This is a genomic window from Alkalimonas mucilaginosa (genome assembly GCF_036327005.1).
Taxonomy (GTDB): Bacteria; Pseudomonadota; Gammaproteobacteria; order Enterobacterales; family Alteromonadaceae; genus Alkalimonas; species Alkalimonas mucilaginosa.
Genome location: NZ_JAUGZK010000016.1, coordinates 58,657 through 85,263, shown reverse-complemented (window position 1 = coordinate 85,263; position 26,607 = coordinate 58,657). Strand labels below are relative to the sequence as shown.

The following is a 26,607-nucleotide window of genomic DNA, read 5'->3' as shown; positions in this document are numbered from 1 at the left end:
GCTGCCCACACATAGTTCGTCCACGACGCTTTTTGTGCGGCTCTGGCCGGACTGATTGAGCAACTGCCGCCAAAGCTAAGGTAGCGATGCCTCGCCTCGCACCAATCGGACACCAAAACGCTCGTAAGGGTTACGCCGATATTGCATGACACTGCCACCTCTGAAGTTGACAATAAAGACTTGCTCAAAATCGCTTTCAGACTTTCCGTTTTGAACCGAAGTAGACGTCCAAAACCTTTCGCTGGGTGTATCCGGGAAAGCATTGCTATTAATTTTCGGCCTGTCAAAATCACTACCATGGCAGCTGCCGTCTGTGTGAACAACATAACGCCCATCTGGCCGCGCTGATAGGCTGCGGCCCGCCGGACACAGCACCAGTGTATCCAGCTCATCCGCTGTAGGTAATCGCCAGTCGCTATAACCAGCAAAGCTGACATTTTTTGCAACGTTTTGCGCTTCTTCCCAACTCATTGCCCAGGGTGTTCTTTTATCCACTCTGATGCAGGCACTGCCTGTCCACTCATGCAGCCCCTGAACGCAACGCATCCAGGTGAGGTTAGTCTGAATATCGGTAACAGTGCCATCGCCATTATCCCGATAACGGTCATCTATCAGCCCGTTCGCGGAGTTGGTTGCCGCCGGTGGAACAAAAGACTGCGACTCTGCCATTTCCACCGCTGCCGGCAAACTGAGTAACCAGTCCTTGGCATATCTTTGATTCGCCCACTCAAGCAGTTCTGGGCAAAAATTGTTGGTACCCGCCTTTAAGCTTGCCTGCAATGGCCCGTGATCTCCATACCGCGCCCCGGTATCACTTTCACTACCAGAACTCCATACTTGTGTAAGCCGTTTGCCTGAAATAGGGTCAAAGATGGCGTGAATGTAGCTAGCCTCATAGAATTGACGTGGCATATGACGATTCTCGATCGAAATCTCTAGAGCCACAACCAGGACATCTTGATGACAAAGCTGAGTGTAAAATGCCTCAGCCAGTTTTCCAGATATACGGGGGGCGTCACTAATCAAATGTCCCTGCTGTTCACTGCGGCTGTTCCGCAAGCGTAAATACACTACCTCTAAATCATCCAGATCCTGCTCCACACGCAGTCGCTGCTGCTCCTCTGACAACGGTATCCTCATTCCTTCTTCATTGAAAACTTCACCGCTAAACACAGTGATATCGGGAAGTTCCCGGTTTGGTAAAAAAGCAGGCTCGGGAGCCTCCTTATTCGCCATGTTCGCTGGCGTATCTAGTGGCTGACAAGCAGCAAAAAAACACAGCACAGGCAACGCAAGCAAAAAATTTCGATAAAACAAACTCATTTCATCTCTCCTGTTTACCGGGCCTATCCTATTTGGCAATTAATGCCGGGGCAAAGCGGTGGCGGGCAGGGTTTATAGTGTTAAAACACAGCTCCCTGAAAGGAGCTGCCTAAAATCCACTGATCCCGCGTTGCATCTGCTTGAAAAATACAGGAAATGTTCTTAAACAACCGTAGGCTGGCCTGTAAGGCGGAGGGAAGGATAACCCAAAGTAAAGATGGCTATATTCCGAAATAATTTCTAAAAAACACGGCTTACATCCTGCACCAACACGTTCAGCCAACCTATTAACACTTAAAAGTATCACTTCGCTAAGTGTTAACAGCCTGGTTCAACATAAGCCCAATTGGATTGAATATCAATTGCCCGAACTCCACGATTAGACGGAATCATCGCATCAAACATATCAAACTTGATACGCTTCAATTGCTCAGGCCTGATATCAAAGAAATCATATAAATTAAAGCGGTTGGTAACGGATTGCCCCGGCGCTAATCCTATGGTTTCTAGTCCATCTTTATTAAGGTCAAATACTAGTGCCTCCCCCTGAAACATCGCCAAGCTATCATCACTATTCTGCACCAGAAACTGATTTGCAATATATCGCCCATCGCCACCAAATTGCTCTAATGGCAACTCAAAGCTGGTAATTAACTGAGGCTGGCTTTCATAGGCTATATGGCTAACGTTCGTGAGTGTCAAACTGACCATTAAAACTTTGCCCGGTACCTTGCAGTGCACAACCAGCTCTGCAGATAATGTCACCGGGTAGGCTAAATTGTACTCCTGCTCTTTTGCTTGCACTGCAGTAGCCATCAGTACCAATAAAAAGATTACCGTCCATTTCATTGAAGTTGCTCCCTGATGCAATGGTCATCAAATATAAACGCATCAGACTCAACCCTCACGTGACGCATACTGCCATCAGCTAAAATAACGCCATACCATAAGGCGCTGTATCTGACAGTTTTAAAACCCGACTCTGGAATCACATAACGCTGCTCCAAATTCATGATGCTTTTGAGTACCCCACCTGCAGGCAGCACCACACTGATGTCCTCCAATACACGACTTCGGTAATGCAAACTATTGGTCATCTTGCGTTTTGCAATATCCTTTCCAAGGCTAATTGTAACGTCATAATCATTCCAATACCCAGCAGAGTCAACATAAGCCCTTGATAACCTTATAGGCTCCGCTGAACGGTTGTAAAAGTGTACTATCGCTATATAAGGTCGCTGACAAGTTACCTCCAGTTTAATATCGACAACATTTTCCAGTATAGGTAAATCATCATTGTAAGCTGCAGCGACTGAGGCAAACAGCATAAGTAAAACACCGCTAATTCGCATGTTAACTCCTACCATACTTCGAGAAACAACAGCTCGAGAAAGTATGTATCCTGAATGTTTTTTATAAGCTTGCTCTCTCGCCCGGTTTCCCAAGGAGGGATACTGAATACGGCTACGCGACGACTCTCGACATACACTCTTGCCTGCGGCAACGTGTAACGACCATCATGGTCCATACCTATCTTATGAGAAAATTCATGCACAATAGTTGACGCTTGGTATTTGGCCGTCATATCCCAAAATGGGGTATTCAGGTAAACTTTGCCATCTTGATGCATGGCATCATGCCCAACAACATTTTTTTGCCTAAACACCGCTGATGGATCCTCCTTTGCCGCTCTAAGCTCAATATCGATGGCATGAATCAAGGGTAACAAATTGCTTTGCAATACATGAAAAAGTGCGTCATTACTGTTTTCCAAGCCATAAAAGTACGCAATTTGATCACGCAACTCGCGATCTTCAGTACTTAATAATGCGCCATCGCCCGATAGCACAGCGACCATTTTACCCAATACAGGCAATGCCAAAGTTACCCTGTCAGAAAATGTATCTTTCTCTGTTGAGATTAAAGGCGATACCAGGCCAGGAACATTTCTCGGATAACCTTTGTGAACACTCCACTCCCGACACTCTTCCTCACTTTGCGCCGCCCACACATACTGGGTCACAGGCTCTTTGGGAGCTGCCCACACATAGTTCGTCCCCGAAGCCTTTTGGGCGGCTCTGACCGGGCTGATTGGGCACATGCCGCCACCGCCACCAGGTGGTAAAAACCAACCACCGCCGGCTCCTCCTCCGGGACCACTGCCCCAGCCGCCTCCTACAGCGCCACCACCTGAACCATCTCCACCACCTGAACCATCTCCACCACCTGAACCATCTCCGCCACCTGAGCCCCCTCCACTTCCACCGCCTGAGCCTACGCCCGGGCCACTGCCCCAGCCTCCCCCTGGTATTCCAGGCTCTGCACTGTTGTAATTGCCTAAGCCTCTTGGCTCTGCCGCGGCAATCACTGCATTGTCTGCAGCTCTTCTCGCCCTGGCTATGGAAGATGCGGAGCCTTGACCCGCGACCTCATGGTTTAATGGGCAACCTAATGCCAACCTCAGCTGCTGGCAAAACCTTACAATTTACTTACAGCAAGCAATGAAATACGTTATCATCTTTGGTCAGAAAAGGCTGGCCAGGCGCTTCGCAAGTAAAGCCACATTGCCGGCATGAAAAACCCAAGCTTACGAGCTGCCATAAAAGCCCGATATGACTGAACCAACAGATATCCCCCAAAACCATCTGCCAGCTACAGAACCAAAGCTGTCGCTTATTAAGCAGTTAAAACTCATGCAGGCTTTAGGTAAGGCAATCTTCATGCCCTATTCGCTCCTCAAGCAGCATGCACCAACCACACAAATCCATCAGCTCCCGGCAGGACTTGAGCAGACACTAGCAAGCGATTATCACGCTGAACTCGCAAAGCTGGAGCAGCAACGCAAACAACTGATTAAAAATTGCTGGCCGATTCGCAAGGTAGCCATTCCATCCATTTTTATTGTAGTTATCGCCTGCTTGCCATTTCTGCACGAGACTTTTAGCATCCTGTTGATCTTGTTGCCACTGTGCTGGCTCAACCTCTGTGCCAAGATGCTGCAGGAAGGTCCGCTACCAGACTACAACCGCCTAAACCACCAGTTTCTTACCCGCTTACTGCCTGCTTTTGGTCGTCACTATGGCCGCTTTTATTACCACCCAAAGCAAAGCATTGCTCTTAACCGCTATCAAAACAAATTGTACTTTGGCACCAGCCGCCATCTGGCTAGAAGTATTCGCTCTGCCGAGCAAGATTATTATTTCCAAGGTACTTACCGGGGCTGCGATTGGGAGCTGGAGCAGGTTTGTCTGTATGGTTCGGGGGCTGAAGTGCTCTTTAAGGGGCATATGATGTGGTTCAATTTACCCCGTAGTTTTGATGGCATCACCACGCTGAATTTGGCATCCCCTCTAACCAGCTCGGCCCGGGTGCACCTGGAGCAAAGTCATTTTACCGATACATTCTGGGTGGACAGCACCAACCAAATTGCAGCAAGGGCCTGGTTAACCCCCGCGGTCATGGAGCGATTTACCGAAATAAACCGCCTTTGCGCTGGGACTATGCATGCCTATTTGGAGGGTTCCAGCTTGCTATTGCTACTACCGGGACTTGAATTTGCCAGTCCGCTCGATATCAATACTCCCATCAGCAGCTGTCTGGCAGGTCAGCCTTTTATCCAGGAGCTGGCGCAGCTTTTTGCCTTAATGGATACCTTATTGGCTCAGTTTCCACATGAACCCCATTCAGCACAAAAGGATAGCTAATGCGAACCCTTATTTACCTGTTTATGGCCATAGCTTTGTGGTATGGCTTTGCCATGTCGCTGAATCAGACTGTAAAGCTACGCACAACAGGCCAGGCAGTCGATGCGATCATTACAGGTTTAGAGAAAAGGCATGATTGTCGCCAGTGCAATACAAAGCCAATCGTCCGTTACACAATCACATCAGGACAAACTCTGGAGCAAGTTATTTCTCGCAAGCGCTACACAACGCCATGGGATAAAGGCTCTACCATACCAGTGCTCTACAATCCGGAGGAGCCCTCCTCAGTTAAAAGTGCTGCATGGAGTGATCTCTGGTCAGCGGTAATCGTGTTTGGTGCAGCTGCCGCAGGCTTTACCTTACTGTGGATAAGACGCCTGCTGTTGCCTGCAAGTGCCAGAAATCAGAAGCTAAAAAATCTAACGTTGTTGTTGCTCGTTCCGGCTTATTATTGCTTTATGTTTTCTGCACTTAGTGCCATCTGGCGGGGATAACTCCGGCTGCTGAATATGTGGCGGTTAAGCCGTTTAAAATATAAAGCCTGCCAATCACAGCTCCTGCTGGCAAAACCTTACAATTTACTTACAGCAAGCAATGAAATACGTTATCATCTTTGGCCAGAAAAGGCTGGCCAGGCGCTTCGCAAGTAAAGCCACATTGCCGGCATGAAAAACCCCAAGCTTACGAGCTGCCATAAAAGCCCGATATGACTGAACCAACAGATATCCCCAAAAATCATCTGCCAGCTACAGAGCGTGCTCAGCGCTGGAGGCAGCTACAACGCATTTCAGCCAATAATGGCCATGACCACGGGGAGCCCTAAATGCCCCAAGCAAACAGTGTGGATGATCCTCTGGAACAGGCTTTTCGGCGAAATAACGACCAAAGCCTGACCAATGCGCTGCTGAAAACAGAATACAAACGATTCTTTGGCAAACTGCGCTTTAAAAAAGCTCGGTCAAACGCCGACGCCACGTTAACAGAGCAACTGCCCGCTATTTGCAGTAAAGACATAACCCGGCTGGAGCAGCAGCGCCAACAGCTGCTACTTTCAACCCGCCCTCTTCGCATGTTTTGTTTCCCAGGCTTGCTGATCATCAGCCTGTTACTTGCCGTAGTGGCTTTTCAAAGCACAAGCCCACTCCCGACCACGCTGCTGGTCTTACTGGCGGCCTGGATTTTCATACCACGCCAAGTGGTGAAAGAAACACTGCTGGACGACTATCAAGCACTTGATAATGACTACCGCAGTACCTTGCTACCGGCAGTGCTGCACAACTTCGGGGATATTCGGTATCAACGCCAAGGAGCTATGGCGCTGGACCATCTGAAAAAACAGCTGCATTTTGGCACCAGCCATATTCAAGTGTCTCAAGTTATTCGCAGAATAGAGCAAAGCGATCATTTTTATGGGCACTATCGTGACTGCCCCTGGGTGCTGCAACAAGTGCGATTTTACAATCACAAACAGCAAACTTTATTCCGTGGTCATATACTGCTGGTGCAGTTACCGCAAAGCTTTGCCGGTACCACCACCTTAAATATGTTTTGCACCGCGCCCGGTGCATCCAGGGTACACCTGGAGAAAAGCCATTTCACTGAAACAACCCGGGTTGAAAGTACCGATCAGATTGCTGCCAGAGCCTGGCTTACCCCTGCCGTGATGGAGCGGCTGACACACATTCGAACCTTGTGCCCCGGTATCATGAGAGCCCATTTAGAGGGCTCAACTTTATTGCTGTTGCTGCCAGGCATGGCTTTTGCCAGCCCTTTGGACATCAATACCCCCATCACGCACAACCTGGCCGATGTTCCCCTGTTAAAAGAAGTGCAGCAGCTGTATTTGCTGCTGGACGCCATGTTAAAACAATTTCCTACAAGGCCGGAGCAACCTAGATGAAAACCTTGTCTCAACCCAGTGTATTCAGTACCAGAACTGCACTTAGCACCATCTTGCTGTTGCTTACCATACTCTGCTGGAACATGACGATGAAACAGCTTGCATCCAGCCTAGCGGATGTTCGAGATACCGAAGTCAGCCTAGGTGTGATTATTGATGTCCAGATTGAGGGCAGTGCCGTCTATCGACGAAACAGAAAGCTAACCAGCAAACCAGTGATCCGCTACAGCACAGCTAATGGTCAACACATTGAGCAAGCATTCGATCGACGACGGTTTACCAGTATCTGGGATAAAGGTAACACCATTCAGGTACGCTATAAAACACAGCAACCGGAACAGGCCGTAGTACAGGAGTTCAGTACCCTCTGGGCGGAAGGCGTTGCATCATTACTTTTTGCTATTGGCTTGACCCTGCTTTGCATCCGGCGATTTTGGCAAGAACCAGCCCAATCATCCCGGCAAGTCAAAGAAAATAAAAGCCTTTGCCTGATAGCGGGTGTTTTGCTGTTGCTGGCAGGATTTTTGGTGATGATGCTGTAAGTTTTTCTGATAACTTGGAAATAAACAAAGTACCATGAGCAATCCGATGGAAACAACACAATGCCAACCGATGGCTGCAGAGTTAAAACTATCGCGCGCTCAGCGCTGGAGGTTTTTAGCAGCTCTGTATGCCGGAGAGCTTCAGTGGCTATACCGTGCCCTGGCCCGCCGCCCGGCTTTGAAGCCCACCAGCAGCGAACTCTCACCAGAGCAAGAACAGTACCTGGCTCAGAACCATCAGGAGGTATTGCAGCAACTGGAACAGCAGCGCCAGCAACTGGTACGCAACTGCTGGCCCATCCGCAAGGTCGCTTTTCCCGTGTTAGCCATCTTTAGCCTGGTGTGCATGCTTTTGTTCGCTCATGGCGCGGGGACAGTGGTTATTGTTATTTTGCTGCTCTGGTGCTGGTTTCATTTGCCAAAACATATGTTAGATGAAGGGATCCTGCCCGGCTATGCCCGCTTAAATCATCAGTTTCTTACCTACTTATTGCCTGCCATTGGCAGCAAATATGGCAGTTTTCATTACCAGGCCGGGCAAAGCATTGCGCTAAGCCGCTTTCAAACCCGGCTGTACTTTGGTACCCGCCACCTTAACCTGAGAATCCGCCAGACCGAGCAAGCCAACTACTTTCATGGGAACTACCGCGGCTGCGACTGGGAGCTGGAACAGGTTAAGTTGTATGGCCCCCATAAACAAAAAGGAACTACGGTGCACTTTGAGGGCCATATGCTAATCCTACAGCTGCCCCAAAACTTTCAAGGCATCACCACTTTAAACCTGGCCTGCCCTTTAGCCAGCGCAGCTCAGGTGCACTTGGAGCAAAGCCGGTTTAGTGACCGCTTTCGGGTCGAAAGTACCGACCAGGTGGCGGCCAGAGCCTGGCTGACACCTGCGGTGATGGAACGACTTAGCAGCATCAGTCCAAACAGCTTAAGCCCTGTGCATGCACATTTGGAAGGCTCCAGCCTGATACTGCTGATCCCAGGGCTGCGCTTTGCCAGCCCTTTGGCGCTTGATACGCCTATTGCCAGCTGTTTGGCAGGCCAGCCTTGCATCCAGGAGCTGGAGCAGCTTTTTGCCTTAATGGATACCTTGCTGGGACAGTTTTCGAGCTTGCCCGCCCGCCCCGAGGAAATAAAATGAAGCGTATCCTGTTGTTTCTGATGCTGGCGATCCCTTTTTGGTATGCTGCGCTGTCGACAGCAAAAAGCTCGGTCAGCTTTCTTACCCAAGGCGAAACTGCTAGCGGAGTGATTACCAGCAGGGTGCTGGAAAGCGGTTGTCGTAGCCCTAGCGGCAAAGGTTGTACTATTGAATTGACCGTGGCCTTTGAAACAGCGGACGGGCAAAGACTGCAACAAAGGTTTAGCAGTCAAGCTGCTTATTACAGGGATTATCAAACAGGCGACCCACTGCCTATACGCTATAACACCTCGGAGCCAACGCAAGCCATGCTCATAAACTGGCAGAGGATTTTGAGGGACATACTTTTCTATGGCAGTGCAGTGATAAGTTTTTCGCTGATCTTAATCCGGCGACTGATGCCGTCCGCAAAAAAATGCAGCCAGACGACCCTGGATACCAGGCTGTTGCTACTTATTCCGACTTACCTTTTTGGTTTACTGGCACTTTTTATCCTTATGACAACTTAGGGCCTGCAAACAGCATAAGAATGATAACGGCAAAGAAACCTTAATGCCGCAACAGCGCGATGCAAACAGCGCAACAGATCCCTTGGAGCAGGCTTTTCGGCGTAATAACGACTAAAGCCTGACCAATACACTGCGCTAGCAAGCCTTTAGCAAGACTGCTGTGCATTTTCACATAGCAATAGCAGGGGTATCTAGCATCCAGCTTCCATTACCATCCAAATCGAAAAATGTGCAGCCGGTGCTGATGCGTTTTGTTGGCGTATCAGTGCTATAACCCAAGTATGTAATCCTCGCATAACGCTCTATAGGGTAACTGCTGTATTGTCTAGGAATATCCGCTTTGTCCAGGATGCGTATTCGCGTTATTTCATAGCTCACATGTCCATACTTTGCCCAGTAACCTTGGTGTTTATTTACAATGTTCTCTAACAATCCTTCAAGTGCAGCCGTTTTTTGTTCTGCCGTCCAGTCGGCCGGTGTTCTTTTCTCAATTTTCAGCTCCAAAAAAGGGCGCAGCAAATTTATATCCTGGTTATTGTAAGCTGCCCAGCTAATGTCACAGATTTCAGCCAGTTTCGCCTTTTCATCTGCCAATGCCGGCATAGCAGCCAGTAACATGGCTCCATAAACGAGTTGTTTCATATCATTCTCCAAGCCCCCGCAGCAAAAAGCTACGGGGTTTAATTATTAGTGCAAATGTTCCGGCTGTAAGTTTTCCAAATACCATTGCACCTGATTATGGTTAACCTCCCCAGCTGGGCCTACCTCAATCAGATAGGTTTTAATGTCGGTTGGCAACAGATCACGTCCTTCCTGTTCATCACCACTGACTGAAACAACATCCCCAGAAAAATCAATGTAGTAGGTACCAACACCATCGTCAGCTTCAACACCCACCAACTGCACAATATGCTGACCAGCGGTTAACGCTACTTCAATAGGGCCTATCTTGCGCTGTGGTGATGGGTCATTACGGATAATCTGGCCATTTAATCGTAACTGGAACACATCATCCAGCAAGTTGCCATTATCACCATAAGTGATATACACCAGGTAAGGCACAGTGAAGTTAACTGCATTACTTAACTGCCCCAAAACCTCCACCGTAACATCGCCAGTACGAACTCCATTTGGCACCTCGACTTCAAGACTTTGCGCTGAAACTTGTAGAATATTTGCGACTATACGCTCTCCATGCACTCCAGCGAAAGTCACAGTGTTATCTTCACGATTTGCAGCAAAACCAATACCTTCAAGCAAAATCACATCACCTGGTTTTCCTTCCTCTGGAGTAATATCACTAATAATGACCCCATCAGCAACTACGATATCTTTCGCTGACTTTACCTCATCACCGTCATAAGTTAGGTACACTTCAATAGTCCCTTCAATACTCTCAATAAAGCTACTCGGCAAGGTCACAATTACACGAGTACCTTCAAAATTTACAACTGCATCCTTGCCATCAAAAGGATGCTCATTAGTCGGGTTTGCTGAGTCTACAAATTTAAGAGTCGGTAAAATATCACCTCTTGGATCGTACCAGCTACGATAAATTGGAGGAAAACCGGAGCCATATACAGTTATTTGCACATCGCCCTGCTCTCTGGAAACAACGCCTGGGCGCACATCCGCAATTTGTAAACCCCAAACAATGGTAAAATCAACTTTGGGTGGGACCTGTGTAAACTCATAAATAACCATTCCCATAGAAGCAACAGCATCAATTACTTGCCCTGCTTTGTATGCTGTTTTTATTTGACCCCATATTGGAACAGCCTTCTCCGCAGTACTTCCAGCTAATGCCTGAATAGCATCTTCAGGTGTTAAGCCAAACTCAACAAGAATAGTTTCAAATAGTTTTAACCTACCAAATGCAGGGGGCAAACCTAAGATATGATCTACCTCTTCAACCCAAATATGGTGAACAATCTCCATTAAGTGTTTAAAAATATCACCCGTAGCAATATCATCTTTGTCTAAAAGCTTATCAACCTCTTCGCCTATTTTTGGCACACGGCTAGTAATTATCCTAGACATTGTCTCAAGAGATTTTTTTGTATTAGCCTTAATACCCATTTCTTCAAAGATCAGCATGAATTTACGAATAATAATGCCATCAATAATTGTACGAGTTACTAGATGCTTTTTAGCATTTCTAGCCAAAATATCATAATCATCGCTACCAAATGGATTATAGGGGCTCGGACCTATATTGATATTTTTAACGCCAGGAGTAATAATCTGATAGAGACAATTCCTGTATAGACATTCATCATATAATACATCATTGGACCATGCAGGGATCCCCAAAAAAGTAGAAGATACAGGTCCAATCATATCTGTATGCCAAGGGTAGGTAATATGCCCTTTTATCGGGTTATTCAACATATCATTGGAGATATCCAGCTCGCCCTTCTCGTCAAGCGGATAAATTCGTGCACTCAAGTACAACTGCGTTCTATTTTGTAATTCACTACAACCGTTATAACTTAGAAGCCCCCAAAAACCACCGCTCTTACAATTGTGAGATCTGTATGAATAGCCTGCCATCTGCCAATTCTTCAAGGCTTGCATCGTCATAGTGAAGTAACCATCCAGATAGTCAATAACAATAGGCTCAGCCGTGTTGTTTGCTTCTCCTGCCTGTATAGAAACCTGACCAGACTGCTGCAAAATCTGATATATCTGTTTGCTTACAGCTGAGTAGTCGACAGCTGCAGCTTTGGAGTAATCAGCATAAGAGACTACAGTTTGCGGGTTGGAGGATAACTCTTGCCATTGTTCGTAGCTAATACTAAACAACCCCTGCTGGATCAAATCCTGGTACACCTGAGTTGTTTCTGTCGAAATTTCAACGCTCTGCTGACCAGCAAAACGGATAGCTGAAGCTAGCTGCTGCAGCTCTCCATTGCTATCATACTGATACAAATGCAACGATTTATTTTGCGCAGAAGATAAAGGTAGCACCATCTGTTGGCTGAATGGTTGTAATGCATCGGTTTGAACACCGCTGCCGATATACAGTTCTCCGCCAAACTCTGCTGTCGCCGATACACTCACCGTGCTGTTGATATCGTAACTGATTTTATTGCTGATGCCATTCGGCCCGGCTACATGAAACTCACCTGCACCAATATCTTGTGGTACCCGAACACGAATCATATCTGGGCGAACACTAACAACCGGGTAAGCTTTACCATCAAAAATAACTTCAGAGCCTGTTGTAAAACCTGCACCATAAATAGTCAGCTCTTCGCCTGCTACCAGGGTACGGAAAGTACTACCAACAATCACTGGCGAATTGGCCGGTTGAGTATCCAAGGAATAATACTCTGTTCTCTTATTATCAATTACCACAAACAAGTGCGTTCGCTCTACCTCAGGCATTCTGAACAGCAAACCTTCACTCAAAATAAGCTCTGGACGTAAGTTAATCGGAGCACCTCCTCCGACTAGCCCAATGATAATGTCATCCTGAGATCCTAACAAACCATCACCTCTTATTTTGACCATATCACCTGCACGGTAATGCGATCGAGCTACACCGCGATCATAAAAACCAGACAAACTCAGAATCAGAATGGCATCAGGCCCGCTGAATGGTGCTTCCGCGATCGGGGTAAGGCGATCATTATCCCAGGTATCCAGCAAACCATCGCCATCATCGTCCAGATCTAAAAAGTCCGGAATGCCATTGCGGTTGGTATCCACTGGTCGCAGCGGGTCCGGCCCAACCTCAATGCTATCTGGTATACCATTGCCATCACTGTCAAAGTCCAGGAAGTTAGGCACCCCATCGCCATCAGCATCGCCAATGCCTTTGATCCGATCAGGAATACCATCGCCATTGCTGTCGGTATCCAGAATATTTGGAATGCCATCGCCATCGAAGTCCAGTTCATCACAGGTGGTAGCAAAAGCGACTTTCCACAAATCCAGAATGCCGTCGCCACTGGAGCTTTGCCGTATTGGCTCTACCCCCATAGCCCGCATTTGCTGATCATCCACACCGTTACCGTTAGAATCCAGAAAGACCGTCACGCTATAGCCAAAGTCCGGGCCACCTTTAGAGTTTTGATCGGCAATAAGCAAAAACAACTCCCGATCTTCGCGTACAACATAGTTAATGGCAACAATGCCATAATGTGCCGGAGCGCCTCGGGATATACGACCAAAATTCAGCGCATTACCATCTAAGCCGGCAAAGCTCAGCAAAGGCTCAAAGGCGGAATCCAGATCAGTTTTCCGCAGTACCGCTGTAACCGATTGCCCTTGCCTGGCGGCAAAACGGAACATATCGGCATTGTCCGAATCTGATGAGATAGCCCCGGAGATCCTAAAACCCGGATTTGCCAGACTTAACTGATGGTTGGTATTAACCGCCAAAGCCGGGTTATCATTGGGTTCTGTATCGGCATACTCCGGATAACGACTACGGGTAGGGTCAAATGGAAAGTCATCCATGCAATCCGGTACGCCATCACCATCCTCATCTTTATTCAGCCAGGTACCAAGAATGATCTCTGGATCAGCTGGCTCGCCGGGGTTGACCGGATTTGGGTTGCCAGGATTTGGAGTACCCACATCGTTCTCGTTTAACTCGCTGTTACAGGCTGTCATTGATAACACTGCTGTTAACAGTAAAGCCATGCTGAACGGTTTAAGTTTCATGTTTAAATCCCTGCCATGATTTACAAACTAAATTACATTCTGGGTCAATTGTGCATCTGTTCGAATACTTAAACATCCGTTTGGAATGGTAAGCACTCCTTTTTGCTTCAGCACCTTAAGGAATCAACTGCCAGTTTCCTGAATCCTTGCGCTCAAAGCCACAGCTGATGCCTATATGACCATTTTCAAAGGTATAATCGACATTTACATTTGCGATATGCTCTGCTGTTACACCAGGCTTCGATAACGCTACTTGCCGAGATATCAAGCCAGTTGTTGAAGTAATTCGCTGCTGCCGACTTACCATGTCATCAAGCAAAGCTTCCAATGCTTGAGAGTGCTGCTCTACTGCTTGGGGATCAAAAAAACCGAGTAATTGCTCCCTGTCATTTTGTTCCAATGCCAACAGCCACATTTTGCATTTTTCTACAAATATCTCCTGACTGTTATCCTGCGCACGAAATTGGAAGTTTGGTTCGGATGCCATTGCCAATGAGCTACTAAACAAGAACAAACACAAAATTTTTCTATATAAACCTGACATTATTTATACCCCACTTTGTCTTGCCATAACTCAATAGACTGCCCGGTGTTGCTATCGAAAAACTCGCAATTTAACACCCCTTGATTTGGCTCTGCTTTCACATGAATCAGCAGGTGCGTGCTAAACTGATCACCTTCATCAAAATCAACACTGGCCGATGGCTCCCCTCGAACAACCTCAACATTCGACGATAAACAAATGTAGTAAGTGGCACGGTTATCAGGAACCGTGATTCCAATAAGACTTAGTTCTCGTTGGCCTGGCTCAGTCGGCACAGTAACCCGATGGTTACGCCTGCTGGTATCAGACTCACTGACAACTCGACCATCCAATACAACCTGGAAACTATCATCAAGCAGGTTACCATTGTCACCATAGCTGATGGTGATCTCAACCCGGGTAACTTCCACATCAAACTCAGCTAAAGAGCCATCAACCTCCAGTCTCAATATGCCGCTGGCTGCATTATCCGGCACAATGACCGTCAATTGCTGTGAGGTAGCACGCCTTACCAAAGCGCTGACCCTACCGCCATTTTCAGCAACAAAAGTTACATTGTTATCCGAGGGAATTGCAGAAAAACCATTGCCATTCAACACCAACTCTTGACCTGTAAACACAGGATCAGGAGTCACGTTATCAATACTTAAGCCCTGACCAACAGTGATGTAATTAGGAGAAGTATCATGCTCAACAGAGTTAGCACTTTGATGAGAGCCAAAAATTAAATCAACCGCAACCCTGGAGTCAGGCTGTAAACTCAACCAAAACTGTCCAGGAATATAAACTGACGCTTCATTGCAGGCCGCATTGTATGAGTAATGCCTGAAAAGCTCGCCACGATTATTCATTTCATGTTCGTAACGGGCCCCGTGAACAATGTCGGTTAGGACGACAGTAGGATAAGTATCACGGAAGATTCCTTTAATAGGGCATAAGCCAGTTCCTTTAAACTCAAGACTAACCGTATGATTTGATATTTCTACAACTGGTGGCGTCATTTCAAGCAAACGCAAACCCCAGGTGACTTTAAAATGATAGTACTGTTCCAGATGCCACAATTCATACCAGGAACGACCGATATTAGCCCCCCGGCTAATTGCTTCTAACACCTGAATGCTGTTCAGAATGACATTCAGCCCAGGCACAAACGAGCTGGCAACACGCTGAACTACAGCAATACCTACTGCACGCAAATATCCTGCAATATCAAATCCCATGGCTGCGTAAATCGCACGCACTAAGGGTCCTGGATTTAATGTTAAAATGCCTTGCCGTTCATTTTCCAGAATGTTTTCCAGCTCTTGCATAATATCTGTCATTTCAGCTTCCGATACATACCCATCTTCGAAAGCCACTTCTATCGCATTAAACAGAGGTGGTAATGCAGAAATTACTAAGTCTGTAATATGCATCCCTGTTTCAAAACCATTTCGGTCTTTAATATAACCCCGCGGCGAAAAGCCTCCTTGAGTAGGCCCTAAACCACCAGTCAGTGCATCATGGGTCAATTGAATGGTTGGCCAGATTGCCCGGTCAATCAAATTTCGGATAAAAAGCTTTTTCCGCACAGCTATCTTTTCGCTATCCGTCAACTCAAGGCCTTTGTTGCCGGGAGTTATTACTTCGACTAAGCAGTCGCTATATGGGCAGACCTTTAGCAGCTTATCGGACGACCAGATAGGAAATGAAAATGCAGCAAAAGATACTGGTGAATTCATGTCTCGATCGACATAAGAGTTGATATGGCGATAAACCTTTTGTTGACCTTCAATATTTGGCTCAAAACCAACCGCCGGAGAGCTGCTGATGCGCTCAATAGCATTATCATATTCAATATCATACACAGCTGTACTCAAATACATCTGTGTACTATTTTTTAGTTCGGTATAGCCGTCATATCGGAATAAACCCATTATGCCGCTTCTGGTTGGTTCAAGGTTGATGCGATCTTGTGAGTCATCGGGAGTGATGATTGGACGCTGACTATCAGGATCTGCGGCTACTCTCACACGCTCAACTTTCATTTGTTGCAAACGGCCCAGTTGCTGCCGGCTCAATTGAGATTTAGACGACGCAAAAGCATTGATACTTTGTGTTAAAGCCTGTTCTAACTGTTGTTGTAACTGAAAAACCTGCTGTCGTAACGCCACATTAGAAAAAGACGAAAAACTTGGGTCGTTCAAGACGCCAGTAGAAAAATATTCTTTAAAATCTGTATACTCTTCAAGCGCGGCGAGCGCAGCTCGTAACTCGTTTCCTTTCACTAAAGACAACGACTGAAACAAGCCATGCAACACAACCGTTTCGGCCGTGGTTTCAAGATCCAGAGTCAATTTACTGTTTTGCTCATCGTAAATACCAGACAATATCTCGATAAGTTCCGCACCGGACCACCAGTACACTGAAACTGCTCCTAACTGACCGGCTTTAACCTGCAATGTGACACTTGCATCGAGCTGTGTTGGGCTTAAAGGAATTTCTTCATCAGATGCATCACTGACCAACAGTAAAACATCATCAGCAAAAACAGCCTGTAATGCTGGCGGCAGCGCAACCGATACATCCAAGCTACGCCGCGCGGCTATCTGGAGCTCGTTACTCTGACCAAATTCGTTCGCCAGGTAAATGGCACCAGAAGCAACATCACTTGGCGCAACAAAAGAAGCCTCGGATGAACTCAAGCGGTTAAGGCGAACTCGACTATTACTAAATACAATATAAGTAGTACTGCTTATGTTCCGACCGGTGACATAGACTGTTTCGCCACTTAAAATGCTCGTTCTATCCAGCTCAAATAGCTCAGGTGCTTTACGATCAAGAAGATTTAACTCAATTGTTCGCGTAGCTTTTCCGTCGACTACAATAAATGCCAGTAACTTTGTGCCGCCCACTGGGATATGGATATAATCAGGCACAGTAAACTCAGCCGTATTTTCTGAAAGGACGTTCAATGGAATATTGATCAGGTTTTCAGATAAGATATCGCCCGCTTTTCTTAGTACTAACACGGTGTTGTCTGGAACAAAACCTTGACCTTCAACGCGCGCTGCAGTAGCGGGCGAAACACTAAAAGCTAGCTCAATACCATTTTCTAGAGTCTTGTAAACTCTATCAAAGCGTACAGCATTTGGAGCTCCCTCGTCATGAGTTAATAATACGCTAAGTGGTTCACTGTCATAGATATCCAGTAAACCATCACCATCATCATCAATATCAGCATAATCTGGGATGCCATTACCACTGGTATCAAGCAAATGAGTGCCGGCAGCCAGGTGCTGACTATCGGGCACACCATCACCATCACTATCTAGATCAACAAAGTTAGGGAGCCCATCACCATCCATATCAAGCAGCCCCTCAATAGCATCGGCAATACCATCGCCGTCGCTATCCAGATCCAACCAATTTGGAACTCCGTCTGAGTCTACATCATGGTTCAAAACACCATTGATAAAAACCCAGTATTCATTACCATCCACAATACCATCACCGTCCATATCAGGATTTGTGGGGTCCATGCCTAAAGCTAACTCTTTGATGTCATCAACACCATCCATGTCGTTGTCAACAAAGGCTTCGAGTGTATAACTGAAGTCAGCAGAAAAGTTATTATATTTGTCAGCAACACTGATATTGTAATGCCCTGGCGCATCAGGTTTAAAAGATAATGTTTCCGCTACCCTACCAACAGGAGTCATTAAAGTAGGTACCGTCTGGATAACCTGGCCGCCATTCGTCAGCAAAGTCAAACGAGGCATAAATCGCACAGAGTCCCTGAAAATAATAAACGTAAAGCGCTTGTTTTCTGCAATATCGTCGGCAGTTATTTCAAATCTGAAAGTGTCAATATCCAACTCAGTATCAATAGCACCAGCTATACGGACAGGTAAGGTGCCAACAAAATTGGCTTGTGCGATATTGTTGTTAAACTCTTCCTCTACAAAAGTCACCAATGCCGATCTGTCTGGGTCGAAAGGGAAATCATCATAAATATCCGGAACGCCATCACCATCTTCATCTTTATTTTCCCAGGTACCTACCCATGTATCGGGCTCTTCATCCGGCTCATCTGGTTCGCTTGGTGGTGGCACTGGATTAACCGGGCTTACAGGGTTAGTAGGCGTTGAGTCGTTACTTTCGAGCTCACTATTACAGGCTGTGAGACCAACAAAAGCAGTTACCAAAATTGCCAGGCTTAGATATTTAAACTTCACGCTTAGATCCCTGTAGTGATATTCAATCATAAAATTACATTCTAAAAGGGGTTTGCATTCGCATGGTTGCTTCCGAAACCACAGCCAGATAGACATTGCCATCTGCCTGGCCAATGGCATTGCATGCCAGTTGTTCTGGTGATGGGTTCAGCTGAAAGGTTGTTAAAATACCTCTCATAATATGGTTAGCAATTGGCACTATTAATCTGGCACACCAACGAACTTCGATATGCAATAAGTTCGCATCTTGCAGATTCATCGCTCTGCCATCGCCCAAGCTCTTTAACTGCGGGCTGCGATACATCAAGTTGTTGTTTGGGATTTCAAAAACCTGAGCACCATCGTAAATAACCCGGTGTTTAAAGGCATCGAATACCTCAGTGTTCGGATTCAAGACCCTAATTTGACTTAACAATGCAGTATCCGCCATTGACCGGGCTAACGAACTAGCAGCATCCGTAGCAGTGGTGTTTCGACTGTATAAAGGACGCATCGCATGGGCCAGTGATTCCTGCATTTGTGGCATACCGCCATGGTGCAGTGCCCCTGTGCGTACCGCCTGGACAGTGGCCGCATCCAGAGTACTCTTAGTGATAAAGATAAAGCCCCACTGCACCACCAGCATCACCCCAAGCAACACAAGGGGCACCATAAAAGGCAGAGCCAGATTAAACTCAACCATGCTTTGGCCACGCTGCAGCTTTATCATAACTAGTTGGAATCCGTCGGGGTATGTTGCTGTAACCGAAGTAAAGCCTGATAAAGACCATCTATCTGACGCTGTACTTGCGGGTCCACACCATTTTGGCGCCTTGCCAAACTAATAATCTGGTGCGACTGCTTCAAACGCACCAACGCCATGTTGTATAGAGCTTTTTGATTCTCTGGCTCCAACTCGACACAGCGCTCAAAGGCCAGGATAGCGGCATCAAGTCGACCGGTACGGCTGTAGATGTTCCCAAGCCGAAACCAGGCTGGGGCATAGTTTGGTATCGAGCGCAGTATTTCCAGATACAGGGTCTCTGCCTGATCCAATAAAGCCAGCTGGTATGCATATTCGGCTTCAGCTTGCAGATTAAGTATTTCTGAGTTGCCCTGGGGCTCTGGTGCACTGGCACAACCAGCCAAAGCAACCAGCAAAGCAACTAGGGTACACATACGACTTAGATGGACCATTTAATTGTTTCTCCGGGGTAAATCTGATAGCGCTGCACAGCTCCAGCACTAAGCTCTATGGTATAGCGCGCACCTTTGCAGGCACTGAAGCGACCTGGGTGCAAGTTCTCCACCACTTTCAAAACCTGGTAATCTTTATTCAGATACACCACATCGATTGAATAACGCATACCAAGAGTGTGCACCGAATGACAGGGCGCAATTAACATTGCCTGCTGGCTGGTAAGCGCAGGTCTCCCCAGCAGGCCACGCAAACGAAGCCACCAGTTATCGGCCATAAATAGCTGCAGTGTCGCTTTGTTGGATGCCAACTCAGCTTTGGCTGTTCTCATGCTAGAGCTCGTACATAAACTTCATGGCAATAGGGAATGCCAGAATCATAAAAGTAACCGGGAAAATAAAGACGATGAGTGGAAAAACCAGCTTCACTGGTGCTTCCAACGCTTTTTTTTCTGCGCGCTGGAAGCGCTCTACCCGACGCTGATCCGCCTGGATCCTTAATGTTGAACCTAAACTGGCGCCCGTTTTTTCAGCCTGGGCCAAAGCACTGACTAAACTATTTACTTCGGTAATTTGCAGTCTATCAGCCAAAGCACGAAATGCCTGTACCCGTGACATGCCCGCACGCATATCCCGAATTACCTTTTCAAACTCAATTTGTAAAGGCCCTTTAGGGCCGCGCTCTACTGCTTGTGTAATAGCTCCCGCCATGTTCAGGCCAGCCTCAACCGACATGGTAAGAAAGTCCAGATACACCGGCAATGCCCTGACAATTTGCTGCTGCCGCTTGTTACGAATATCGTTTAAGGTAATCATCGGTAAGAAATAGCCAAATACCGTCAGCAAAAAAAGATATAAAAAATTAACGCCCCCCAGTAAGGCACCGCAAAACCACCCAACTAATAAAAAGAAAGTTGCACTTAATAACCGCACAGCAAAATATTGCTCAGCCGTGAGAATATAAGCCAGGCCAGATAAACGCAGCTTGCGGGTCAATCGCTCCAGGTAGTCCACATTCAAGTTTTCACTAACATAAAAGGCAACGACACGTACCAAAGGCCAAATTAACTTCAAGCCAGGCGTTAAAGGATCCATGTAGTCCCGGTTTTCTTTCGGCACTTTGCGGTAAATTTGCGTCAGGCTGATAATGCCCAAAAAAATTGCACCGGCAAAAAAGGAAATAATAATCAGATCCATGTCGAGCCCCTATACATCTATACTGACAATTTTACGGATTGCCATGTATCCACAGGTGAGCATCAGAACAATCAACGCGATAGATGCCCAGCCAAGTGGTTCAGTGAAAATTCTTCCCATCGACTCTGGCTCCATATGCAACAATACCAGGCCTATAAATACCGGAAGTAAAGTCATTACAATGCCTTGCAGCTTTCCTTGCGATGTCAGTGCATCAATTTTGCCTTCCATTTCTATTTTACGCCGTAGCGTATCCGACAAGCGCAATAGCACCTCAGCCAAATTACCACCGACATCCCGGGATATTTGCATGCCGGCGACCACCAATTGAAACTCAGCCTCCGGCATCCGTGTCAGCATATGGTCGAGTGCATTGTTGAAATCAACCCCTAGTCGTTGCTCACGTAAAAACAGACTGAACTCCTGGCTGATTGGTGCGGAAGACTCTTCCACCATAAACTCTATTGCCGCGCTAATGCTGGTACCAGACTGCATAGAGACAGCAACCATATTTAAAGCATCCGGCAATTGGTGGACAAACTTACGGCGACGTTTGGTATGCAGATATTTGTAGGCAAAACGGGGTAATACTGCCAGAACGATACTCAGCAAGATACCTAGTACCCAGCTACCAAAAAGTATCCTGGCAAATAAGGGCACCAGCACTAAAGTGGCTATGTTGATCCAAAACAGTTGTCTTGGTTCGATAAACAAAAACATATCGAACAAGTTGGCGCGCGCCGAAGACATAAAGGTGTCCTGATAACGCTGTGCCAAACTGGAACCAAGACTTTTTACCGCAAATACCAGCAGTAAAACGGCTACGAACACCAACAGAGCGACCAGACCGGCATCAATCATCTTTGTGCTGCTCCTTGGTAAATATATCCAGCCGACTGCTAATACCTCGTTGCTTCAGCTGCTCATAAAACTCAGGGATAGCTCCTGTAGCGGTGAAATACCCAAGCACTTTGCCATCTTCATCAAAACCGGTTTGCTGGTATTTAAAGATTTCATTAAGCTGAACAATACTCCCTTCCATACCAGTCACTTCAGAAATAGACGTAATGCGACGTGAACCATCAGAAAAGCGCGATTGCTGCACAATCAGCTGTACTGCAGAAGCAATTTGCTCCCGAATCGCCATAATCGGCAAATCCATACCAGCCATCATGACCATCACTTCCAGACGGGAAATACAGTCTCTGGGTGAGTTGGCATGCGCTGTGGTTAAAGAGCCATCATGGCCGGTGTTCATCGCTTGCAGCATATCCAGGGCTTCCCCGCCACGACACTCACCAACCACAACGCGATCCGGCCGCATCCGCAAACAGTTTTTTACTAAATCGCGGATTTCAACAGCCCCTTTGCCTTCCTGGTTTGCTGGGCGCGCTTCGAGCGACACCAGATTTGGCTGGGTCAATTTTAACTCTGCGGCATCTTCGACCGTAATAATGCGCTCCCCTTTGGGAATAAAGCCTGACAACACATTCAACAAGGTTGTCTTACCAGAACCGGTACCACCAGAAATAACAATATTACGCTTTTGGATAACGGCAACCGACAAAAACTCAGCCATCGCGCTATTCATGGCACCAAACCGGATAAGATCGTCAACCTCAAGCCGATTTTGCATAAACTTCCGGATAGTGATGCAGGGACCTTTTAACGCAAGCGGAGGGATCACGGCATTAACCCGGGAGCCGTCTCTTAAACGGGCATCCACCATTGGCGAACTTTCGTCTATCCGGCGACCAATTGGTGTAACAATTCGTTCAATGGCACCAAGCACGGCCTGATCGTCCGAAAAAACCACATCCGACAGAAACAAACGCCCTGCTTTTTCATAAAAAATCTGATCATGGCTGTTTACCATAATTTCAGAGACATCAGGATCGGATAGCAATGATTCTAAAGGCCCCAGGCCAACCGTCTCGTCCAGAACCTCCCGGACTAAATCGGCGGTATTAATTTCGGCAGGCAACCTGAGTTGACTGACTATCTGCTCCAATAGTGCCTTGCTTTGCTCTCGCAATTGATCGTCCGACATGTCATTGACATTCAGCCGGCGTAGATCCATTTGTTTTAATAAATCAATATGCAAACGTCGGCGCCATTCATTTTGTAATCGAATACGCTCTTTGTCTTCTGCAGAAAGCTGTGGCCCTTCAACACTTTCTGCCGATACATCCTTCTTTGGTGCCTTTACCGGCTCGGCTGGCGCTGCTGCATGAGTAGTAGCAAGTGCAGGTGAAGATGAAGCAGCGGCAATACTGCGGCCATCACCATTACTTTTTACCGTTAACAGATAATCACCAATCTGAATTCTGTCGCTGGCCATCACCGGGCCATACTCCGACACCTTGGAACCATTGACTCTGGTACCACTAAAGCTATCTCGATCAGTTAAAAATAAGCCATCCGGTCTTTTTTCCAGAACAGCATGCAGCTTTGCAACCTTAAAGCCACGCAGTACAACCAGGTTGTCACCATCTTTACCAATGGTGCAACGGTTCTGAATGCACTCAAACTGACCAACGTCGGTACCTTTTGCTGTAACTACATTAATACTAAACATGTGATCCCTTTAATCCAGAATTGAAAACAGTTTCATATCCTGCGATTGTTCAACCATTTCGCGGGCACGCTCAAGACTGCGTTGATGGCTCGCCTCTTCAGGGAAAACGATGGTTGGTGTCACAAAAATCATCAGCTCGGTTTTTTCATCACGAAAATCACGCGATTTAAACAACTCACCCAGTATTGGAATATCCCCTAACAACGGGAACTTAGAGACCGCCTTTGACATTTGAGAGTTGACTAAACCAGAAATCACGATGGTCTCGCCATTGTGCACATTGACAACCGACTCCGTTCGACGAGTTAGCATGCCGGGGACCCCAGCAATAGAGACGGATGGATCCAGCGAACTGACTTCTGCCATAATTTTGCTGGTAATGTTGTTTGCTGAATCCACCACTGGCTCAATTTCTAAACGTATTCCGTATTCTTTAAACTCAACGACCGGCGATCCCAACGCCGATACCACACTGATCGGGAATTCACCACCGGCCAGGAAGCTGGCAGTCTGACCACTTCGAGTCATCAAATTGGGCTGTGCCAGCATGCGGGCATCACCTTTTTCTGATAACAACTGAATTTGTGAGCCGATACCAGTCACAATTCCAAAAGAAGTCCAGCTGCGATGATCTAGCACACCGATACGGTTGGTGATGGCCGAGTTGATACCGTCGAGATATTCACCTGGAGAGCTGACATGAAAAATCTGGTTGGCGGAAAAAGACTTGGCTGCACCAAATGCAGGGCCTGCCATACCACTTTCCCAGCGTACGCCAATATTGTTGATATTGCTCTTACTGAATTCTACGATCTTGACATCCATCCGCACCATAGGTGTTAAACCCGGGCCAAAATGAGTGTAATTAATCATATTCACAACACTTTCAGAGGCGTCAAGTGCAGCTTCAATTTGACTCTGAGCTTCCAGCGGGGCATGGCCGCTAACAATGATCAGGCCTTCTAATTCCTGTATCGCCAATTGCGGAAAGGCACTTAGCATATGCTTTACCCGGGCAACACCACGAAGTGAGTTATTGACAGTGACATAAACACTTAATTTGATCAGGCGACCATCTTTCAGCCATAGCTGTAAATCGGACTCACCGACCGAATCCCCAAATAATAACACTCCTTTTTCATCAACAACTTTAGCGCTAAGCACCGAGCCATTACCAATCACAATGCGCTCGACATCAGGTGCCGCATACAGCTCCACAGAGCCAACATACATTTTAAATGGTTGATTGTAATGCGCATAACCGTAAAAAGACGCTAAACATAACAACACCCACAACAAACTAAGCTGTACAGACTTCATAGCATTCTTCTTCTAGTTTTCTAATGTGTTTAAAAAGTTTTGAAGTTCTTCAGGCAAATACGTCTGAACTTCAGATTTTTTCCCACCAATGATAATTTCAACCTCACGAACCGGAGATGCCCCACTCTCAGACAAAGCACTGGCAAATAGCTCGGTTTCATCCAAAGAGCGTCGCTGCACTGCGAGCTCTTCTTTGCTGTTGCGCAGTAAAGTCACAAAACGCCCTTTCTCCTCAGCCATTCGCACCCGTAACGCATCTTCAATCGACAAATCCAAAGTTACTGTGCTGTAACGAGCAACCTGATCCAGGAAGTCATAGGTTTCATAGGGCAAATGCTCTGTTGTCCGGGTACCGGTAGCCAGAACAACAGCCCCCTCCAATACCAGCTCCAAGCGCCTTTGCGCGGATGTGCGATCACCGGCGTTAAAAAGCAGGAATAAATCAATGTTGTCATTTGGTTGCAGCATACCAGCAGAGGAATTCACCTCATCAATCCGTACAGTAACAGCTCTGCGCCCTTCAGCCAGTAAATCAGAAAAGCGATCAGCCTTACTCTCCGGTAGATAGCTTCTTAGCAGCGGACGCCCCGGAGCCATAGGTTGCAGCAGATGCAAACCATCTGCAGCCTGAAATTGTGACGGATGTATTGCATCTAACGGTACCAGATCGGCTTCTATGCGCCGAACCGTCATATTTGCCGGGCTGACCAGATCACCCACTCCAAGATTCTGCGAAGCTACCACCACCTCAGCCATAACTACATTGCTTCTGGACAATCGCTCGACCAGCTCGTGTTCCTTTACAACGAAGTAGTTTTTTGTCGCCCAGGCAGCAACACCAGCCAAAACAATGGCTACCGCAAGTAAAACCCAATTGAAATCAAATTTACGTTTATACATCATATTCACTTAATAAGTTCTTGGTAATTCAGGTTGAGATTTACTAAATGCAAAGGCCTGGTACCAATCAGTTACCGCTGTGGTACTTCGCTCCAACACATTCTGATTTTCATCGCCAAAAGGAGTTAACAAAGTAAGTACCAACATAGCAGTAACAATCAGGTACTCTACGGATGCCTGTCCATTATTTTTCTTCATTAACGTTTCCCCCAAATTTCATTGGCCACTATCATGACCCCTTCAGCTTGTTGATCAAATGTCATGCTTATCTGTTGTCTTGCTGAGTTTAATAGCAGGATAGCCACGCCCTCGGTTGGATCCAGCACAGCAAACTCTGCATTCCAGCCACTGCGTTGAAAGTGCTGTAGGTAAAAGTCGTAGTTAAAACTAAGGCTATTCCGGCTATGCAACACCTGAGTGCGGGCATAACCAATTGGCTCGTTATGCTCAGTGACAGAAAGCACCGTATTCCCTGCCAGAGCAGGCAAGAGCTGGGAGCGGCTAAGACGCGCATTGGTTTCCAGGCTACTCACAGCAATTAATGCTGTAGTCGCTGCGAACGTTGAGCTGTGAATCCGGGCAGTGTATACATATGGCTTGTGCACACTGTTAATGATCACATCACCGCCAAATTCCTGTTCATCAAAATGGTCACTACCGGCCTGCCACTGCTGCCGGTAAAAGGCTGCCAGTTCCTGCTGCGATAATCCGGTTTGCAAGGTCCAGGCCGTGGTGGGCAAACCATTAATCAACATATTTTCGGCCACGATTTCAACAAAGCTATTTTCAGGAAAATCAGGGCGCGTTTTCCCATAAGCAACGGATTGCAGCAGTAATAAAAGAACAACACAGCCTACCAACCAGTAACGATACATC

At 46.9% G+C, this 26,607-nt stretch carries 24 protein-coding genes; 6 read left to right on the top strand and 18 right to left on the bottom strand.

Features of this window, described 5'->3' with window-relative positions; translation table 11 throughout:
• Window positions 1–75: 75 nt before the first annotated feature.
• From QWF21_RS16220 to QWF21_RS16205, 4 genes are all read right to left on the bottom strand, one after another.
• Window positions 76–1,323 carry an Lcl C-terminal domain-containing protein gene (locus tag QWF21_RS16220; RefSeq protein WP_330089096.1) on the bottom strand — a complete coding sequence of 416 codons (1,248 nt, stop codon included), beginning with the start codon at window positions 1,321–1,323 and terminating at the stop codon, window positions 76–78.
• Between the two features lie 318 nt (window positions 1,324–1,641).
• A complete protein-coding gene (locus QWF21_RS16215) occupies window positions 1,642–2,172 on the bottom strand; it encodes a hypothetical protein (protein WP_330089095.1) in 531 nt (176 codons plus the stop codon).
• Window positions 2,169–2,675, bottom strand: coding sequence for a hypothetical protein (locus QWF21_RS16210; protein ID WP_330089094.1), 507 nt, complete (start codon window positions 2,673–2,675; stop codon window positions 2,169–2,171). Before QWF21_RS16210 ends, QWF21_RS16215 begins: the two co-directional genes overlap by 4 nt.
• Window positions 2,676–2,683: 8 nt before the next feature.
• Entirely contained in the window at window positions 2,684–3,781 is a 1,098-nt protein-coding gene (locus QWF21_RS16205) for a zinc metalloprotease (protein ID WP_330089093.1), read from the bottom strand.
• Window positions 3,782–4,043: 262 nt separating this feature from the next.
• Between QWF21_RS16205 and QWF21_RS16200 the strand changes: the two genes are divergently transcribed.
• From QWF21_RS16200 to QWF21_RS16175, 6 genes are all read left to right on the top strand, one after another.
• Entirely contained in the window at window positions 4,044–5,027 is a 984-nt protein-coding gene (locus tag QWF21_RS16200) for a DUF3137 domain-containing protein (protein ID WP_330089092.1), read from the top strand.
• Window positions 5,027–5,521 carry a DUF3592 domain-containing protein gene (locus QWF21_RS16195; RefSeq protein ID WP_330089091.1) on the top strand — a complete coding sequence of 165 codons (495 nt, stop codon included), beginning with the start codon at window positions 5,027–5,029 and terminating at the stop codon, window positions 5,519–5,521. The genes QWF21_RS16200 and QWF21_RS16195 overlap by 1 nt, the downstream gene beginning before the upstream one ends.
• 329 nt (window positions 5,522–5,850) lie before the next feature.
• Entirely contained in the window at window positions 5,851–6,927 is a 1,077-nt protein-coding gene (locus QWF21_RS16190) for a DUF3137 domain-containing protein (RefSeq protein ID WP_330089090.1), read from the top strand.
• Complete coding sequence (locus QWF21_RS16185; RefSeq protein ID WP_330089089.1) at window positions 6,924–7,469, top strand: DUF3592 domain-containing protein; 546 nt, start codon at window positions 6,924–6,926, stop codon at window positions 7,467–7,469. The genes QWF21_RS16190 and QWF21_RS16185 overlap by 4 nt, the downstream gene beginning before the upstream one ends.
• Before the next feature lie 46 nt (window positions 7,470–7,515).
• Complete coding sequence (locus QWF21_RS16180) at window positions 7,516–8,616, top strand: DUF3137 domain-containing protein (RefSeq protein WP_330089088.1); 1,101 nt, start codon at window positions 7,516–7,518, stop codon at window positions 8,614–8,616.
• Window positions 8,613–9,125 (top strand): DUF3592 domain-containing protein, encoded by a 513-nt coding sequence (locus QWF21_RS16175; protein WP_330089087.1) that lies wholly within the window; start codon window positions 8,613–8,615, stop codon window positions 9,123–9,125. Before QWF21_RS16180 ends, QWF21_RS16175 begins: the two co-directional genes overlap by 4 nt.
• 168 nt (window positions 9,126–9,293) lie before the next feature.
• Here QWF21_RS16175 and QWF21_RS16170 read toward each other — a convergent pair whose 3' ends face one another.
• From QWF21_RS16170 to QWF21_RS16105, 14 genes are all read right to left on the bottom strand, one after another.
• Window positions 9,294–9,767: a hypothetical protein gene (locus QWF21_RS16170; RefSeq protein ID WP_330089086.1), complete on the bottom strand. Its 474-nt coding sequence runs from the start codon at window positions 9,765–9,767 to the stop codon at window positions 9,294–9,296.
• 45 nt (window positions 9,768–9,812) lie between these two features.
• Window positions 9,813–13,799 (bottom strand): IPT/TIG domain-containing protein, encoded by a 3,987-nt coding sequence (locus tag QWF21_RS16165; RefSeq protein ID WP_330089085.1) that lies wholly within the window; start codon window positions 13,797–13,799, stop codon window positions 9,813–9,815.
• Window positions 13,800–13,914: 115 nt separating this feature from the next.
• Window positions 13,915–14,343, bottom strand: a complete 429-nt coding sequence (locus QWF21_RS16160) for a hypothetical protein (protein WP_330089084.1) — start codon at window positions 14,341–14,343, stop codon at window positions 13,915–13,917.
• A complete protein-coding gene (locus QWF21_RS16155; RefSeq protein WP_330089083.1) occupies window positions 14,343–18,560 on the bottom strand; it encodes a thrombospondin type 3 repeat-containing protein in 4,218 nt (1,405 codons plus the stop codon). The genes QWF21_RS16160 and QWF21_RS16155 overlap by 1 nt, the downstream gene beginning before the upstream one ends.
• 34 nt (window positions 18,561–18,594) lie before the next feature.
• On the bottom strand, window positions 18,595–19,269 hold the full coding sequence (locus tag QWF21_RS16150) for a TadE/TadG family type IV pilus assembly protein (RefSeq protein WP_330089082.1): 675 nt from the start codon (window positions 19,267–19,269) through the stop codon (window positions 18,595–18,597).
• A gap of 2 nt (window positions 19,270–19,271) precedes the next feature.
• Window positions 19,272–19,736, bottom strand: a complete 465-nt coding sequence (locus QWF21_RS16145; RefSeq protein ID WP_330089081.1) for a tetratricopeptide repeat protein — start codon at window positions 19,734–19,736, stop codon at window positions 19,272–19,274.
• Window positions 19,724–20,068 carry a DUF192 domain-containing protein gene (locus tag QWF21_RS16140; RefSeq protein WP_330089080.1) on the bottom strand — a complete coding sequence of 115 codons (345 nt, stop codon included), beginning with the start codon at window positions 20,066–20,068 and terminating at the stop codon, window positions 19,724–19,726. Before QWF21_RS16140 ends, QWF21_RS16145 begins: the two co-directional genes overlap by 13 nt.
• Before the next feature lies 1 nt (window position 20,069).
• On the bottom strand, window positions 20,070–20,933 hold the full coding sequence (locus tag QWF21_RS16135; protein ID WP_330089079.1) for a type II secretion system F family protein: 864 nt from the start codon (window positions 20,931–20,933) through the stop codon (window positions 20,070–20,072).
• Window positions 20,934–20,942: 9 nt separating this feature from the next.
• Window positions 20,943–21,794: a type II secretion system F family protein gene (locus tag QWF21_RS16130; RefSeq protein ID WP_330089078.1), complete on the bottom strand. Its 852-nt coding sequence runs from the start codon at window positions 21,792–21,794 to the stop codon at window positions 20,943–20,945.
• Entirely contained in the window at window positions 21,787–23,511 is a 1,725-nt protein-coding gene (locus QWF21_RS16125; protein WP_330089077.1) for an ATPase, T2SS/T4P/T4SS family, read from the bottom strand. The genes QWF21_RS16130 and QWF21_RS16125 overlap by 8 nt, the downstream gene beginning before the upstream one ends.
• A 9-nt stretch (window positions 23,512–23,520) precedes the next feature.
• Window positions 23,521–24,831, bottom strand: coding sequence for a type II and III secretion system protein family protein (locus QWF21_RS16120; protein WP_330089076.1), 1,311 nt, complete (start codon window positions 24,829–24,831; stop codon window positions 23,521–23,523).
• A gap of 12 nt (window positions 24,832–24,843) precedes the next feature.
• Window positions 24,844–25,731: a Flp pilus assembly protein CpaB gene (cpaB, locus tag QWF21_RS16115; protein ID WP_330089075.1), complete on the bottom strand. Its 888-nt coding sequence runs from the start codon at window positions 25,729–25,731 to the stop codon at window positions 24,844–24,846.
• Window positions 25,732–25,740: 9 nt separating this feature from the next.
• A complete protein-coding gene (locus QWF21_RS16110; RefSeq protein WP_330089074.1) occupies window positions 25,741–25,929 on the bottom strand; it encodes a hypothetical protein in 189 nt (62 codons plus the stop codon).
• Complete coding sequence (locus QWF21_RS16105; protein ID WP_330089073.1) at window positions 25,929–26,606, bottom strand: hypothetical protein; 678 nt, start codon at window positions 26,604–26,606, stop codon at window positions 25,929–25,931. Before QWF21_RS16105 ends, QWF21_RS16110 begins: the two co-directional genes overlap by 1 nt.
• Between the last annotated feature and the right edge of the window lies 1 nt (window position 26,607).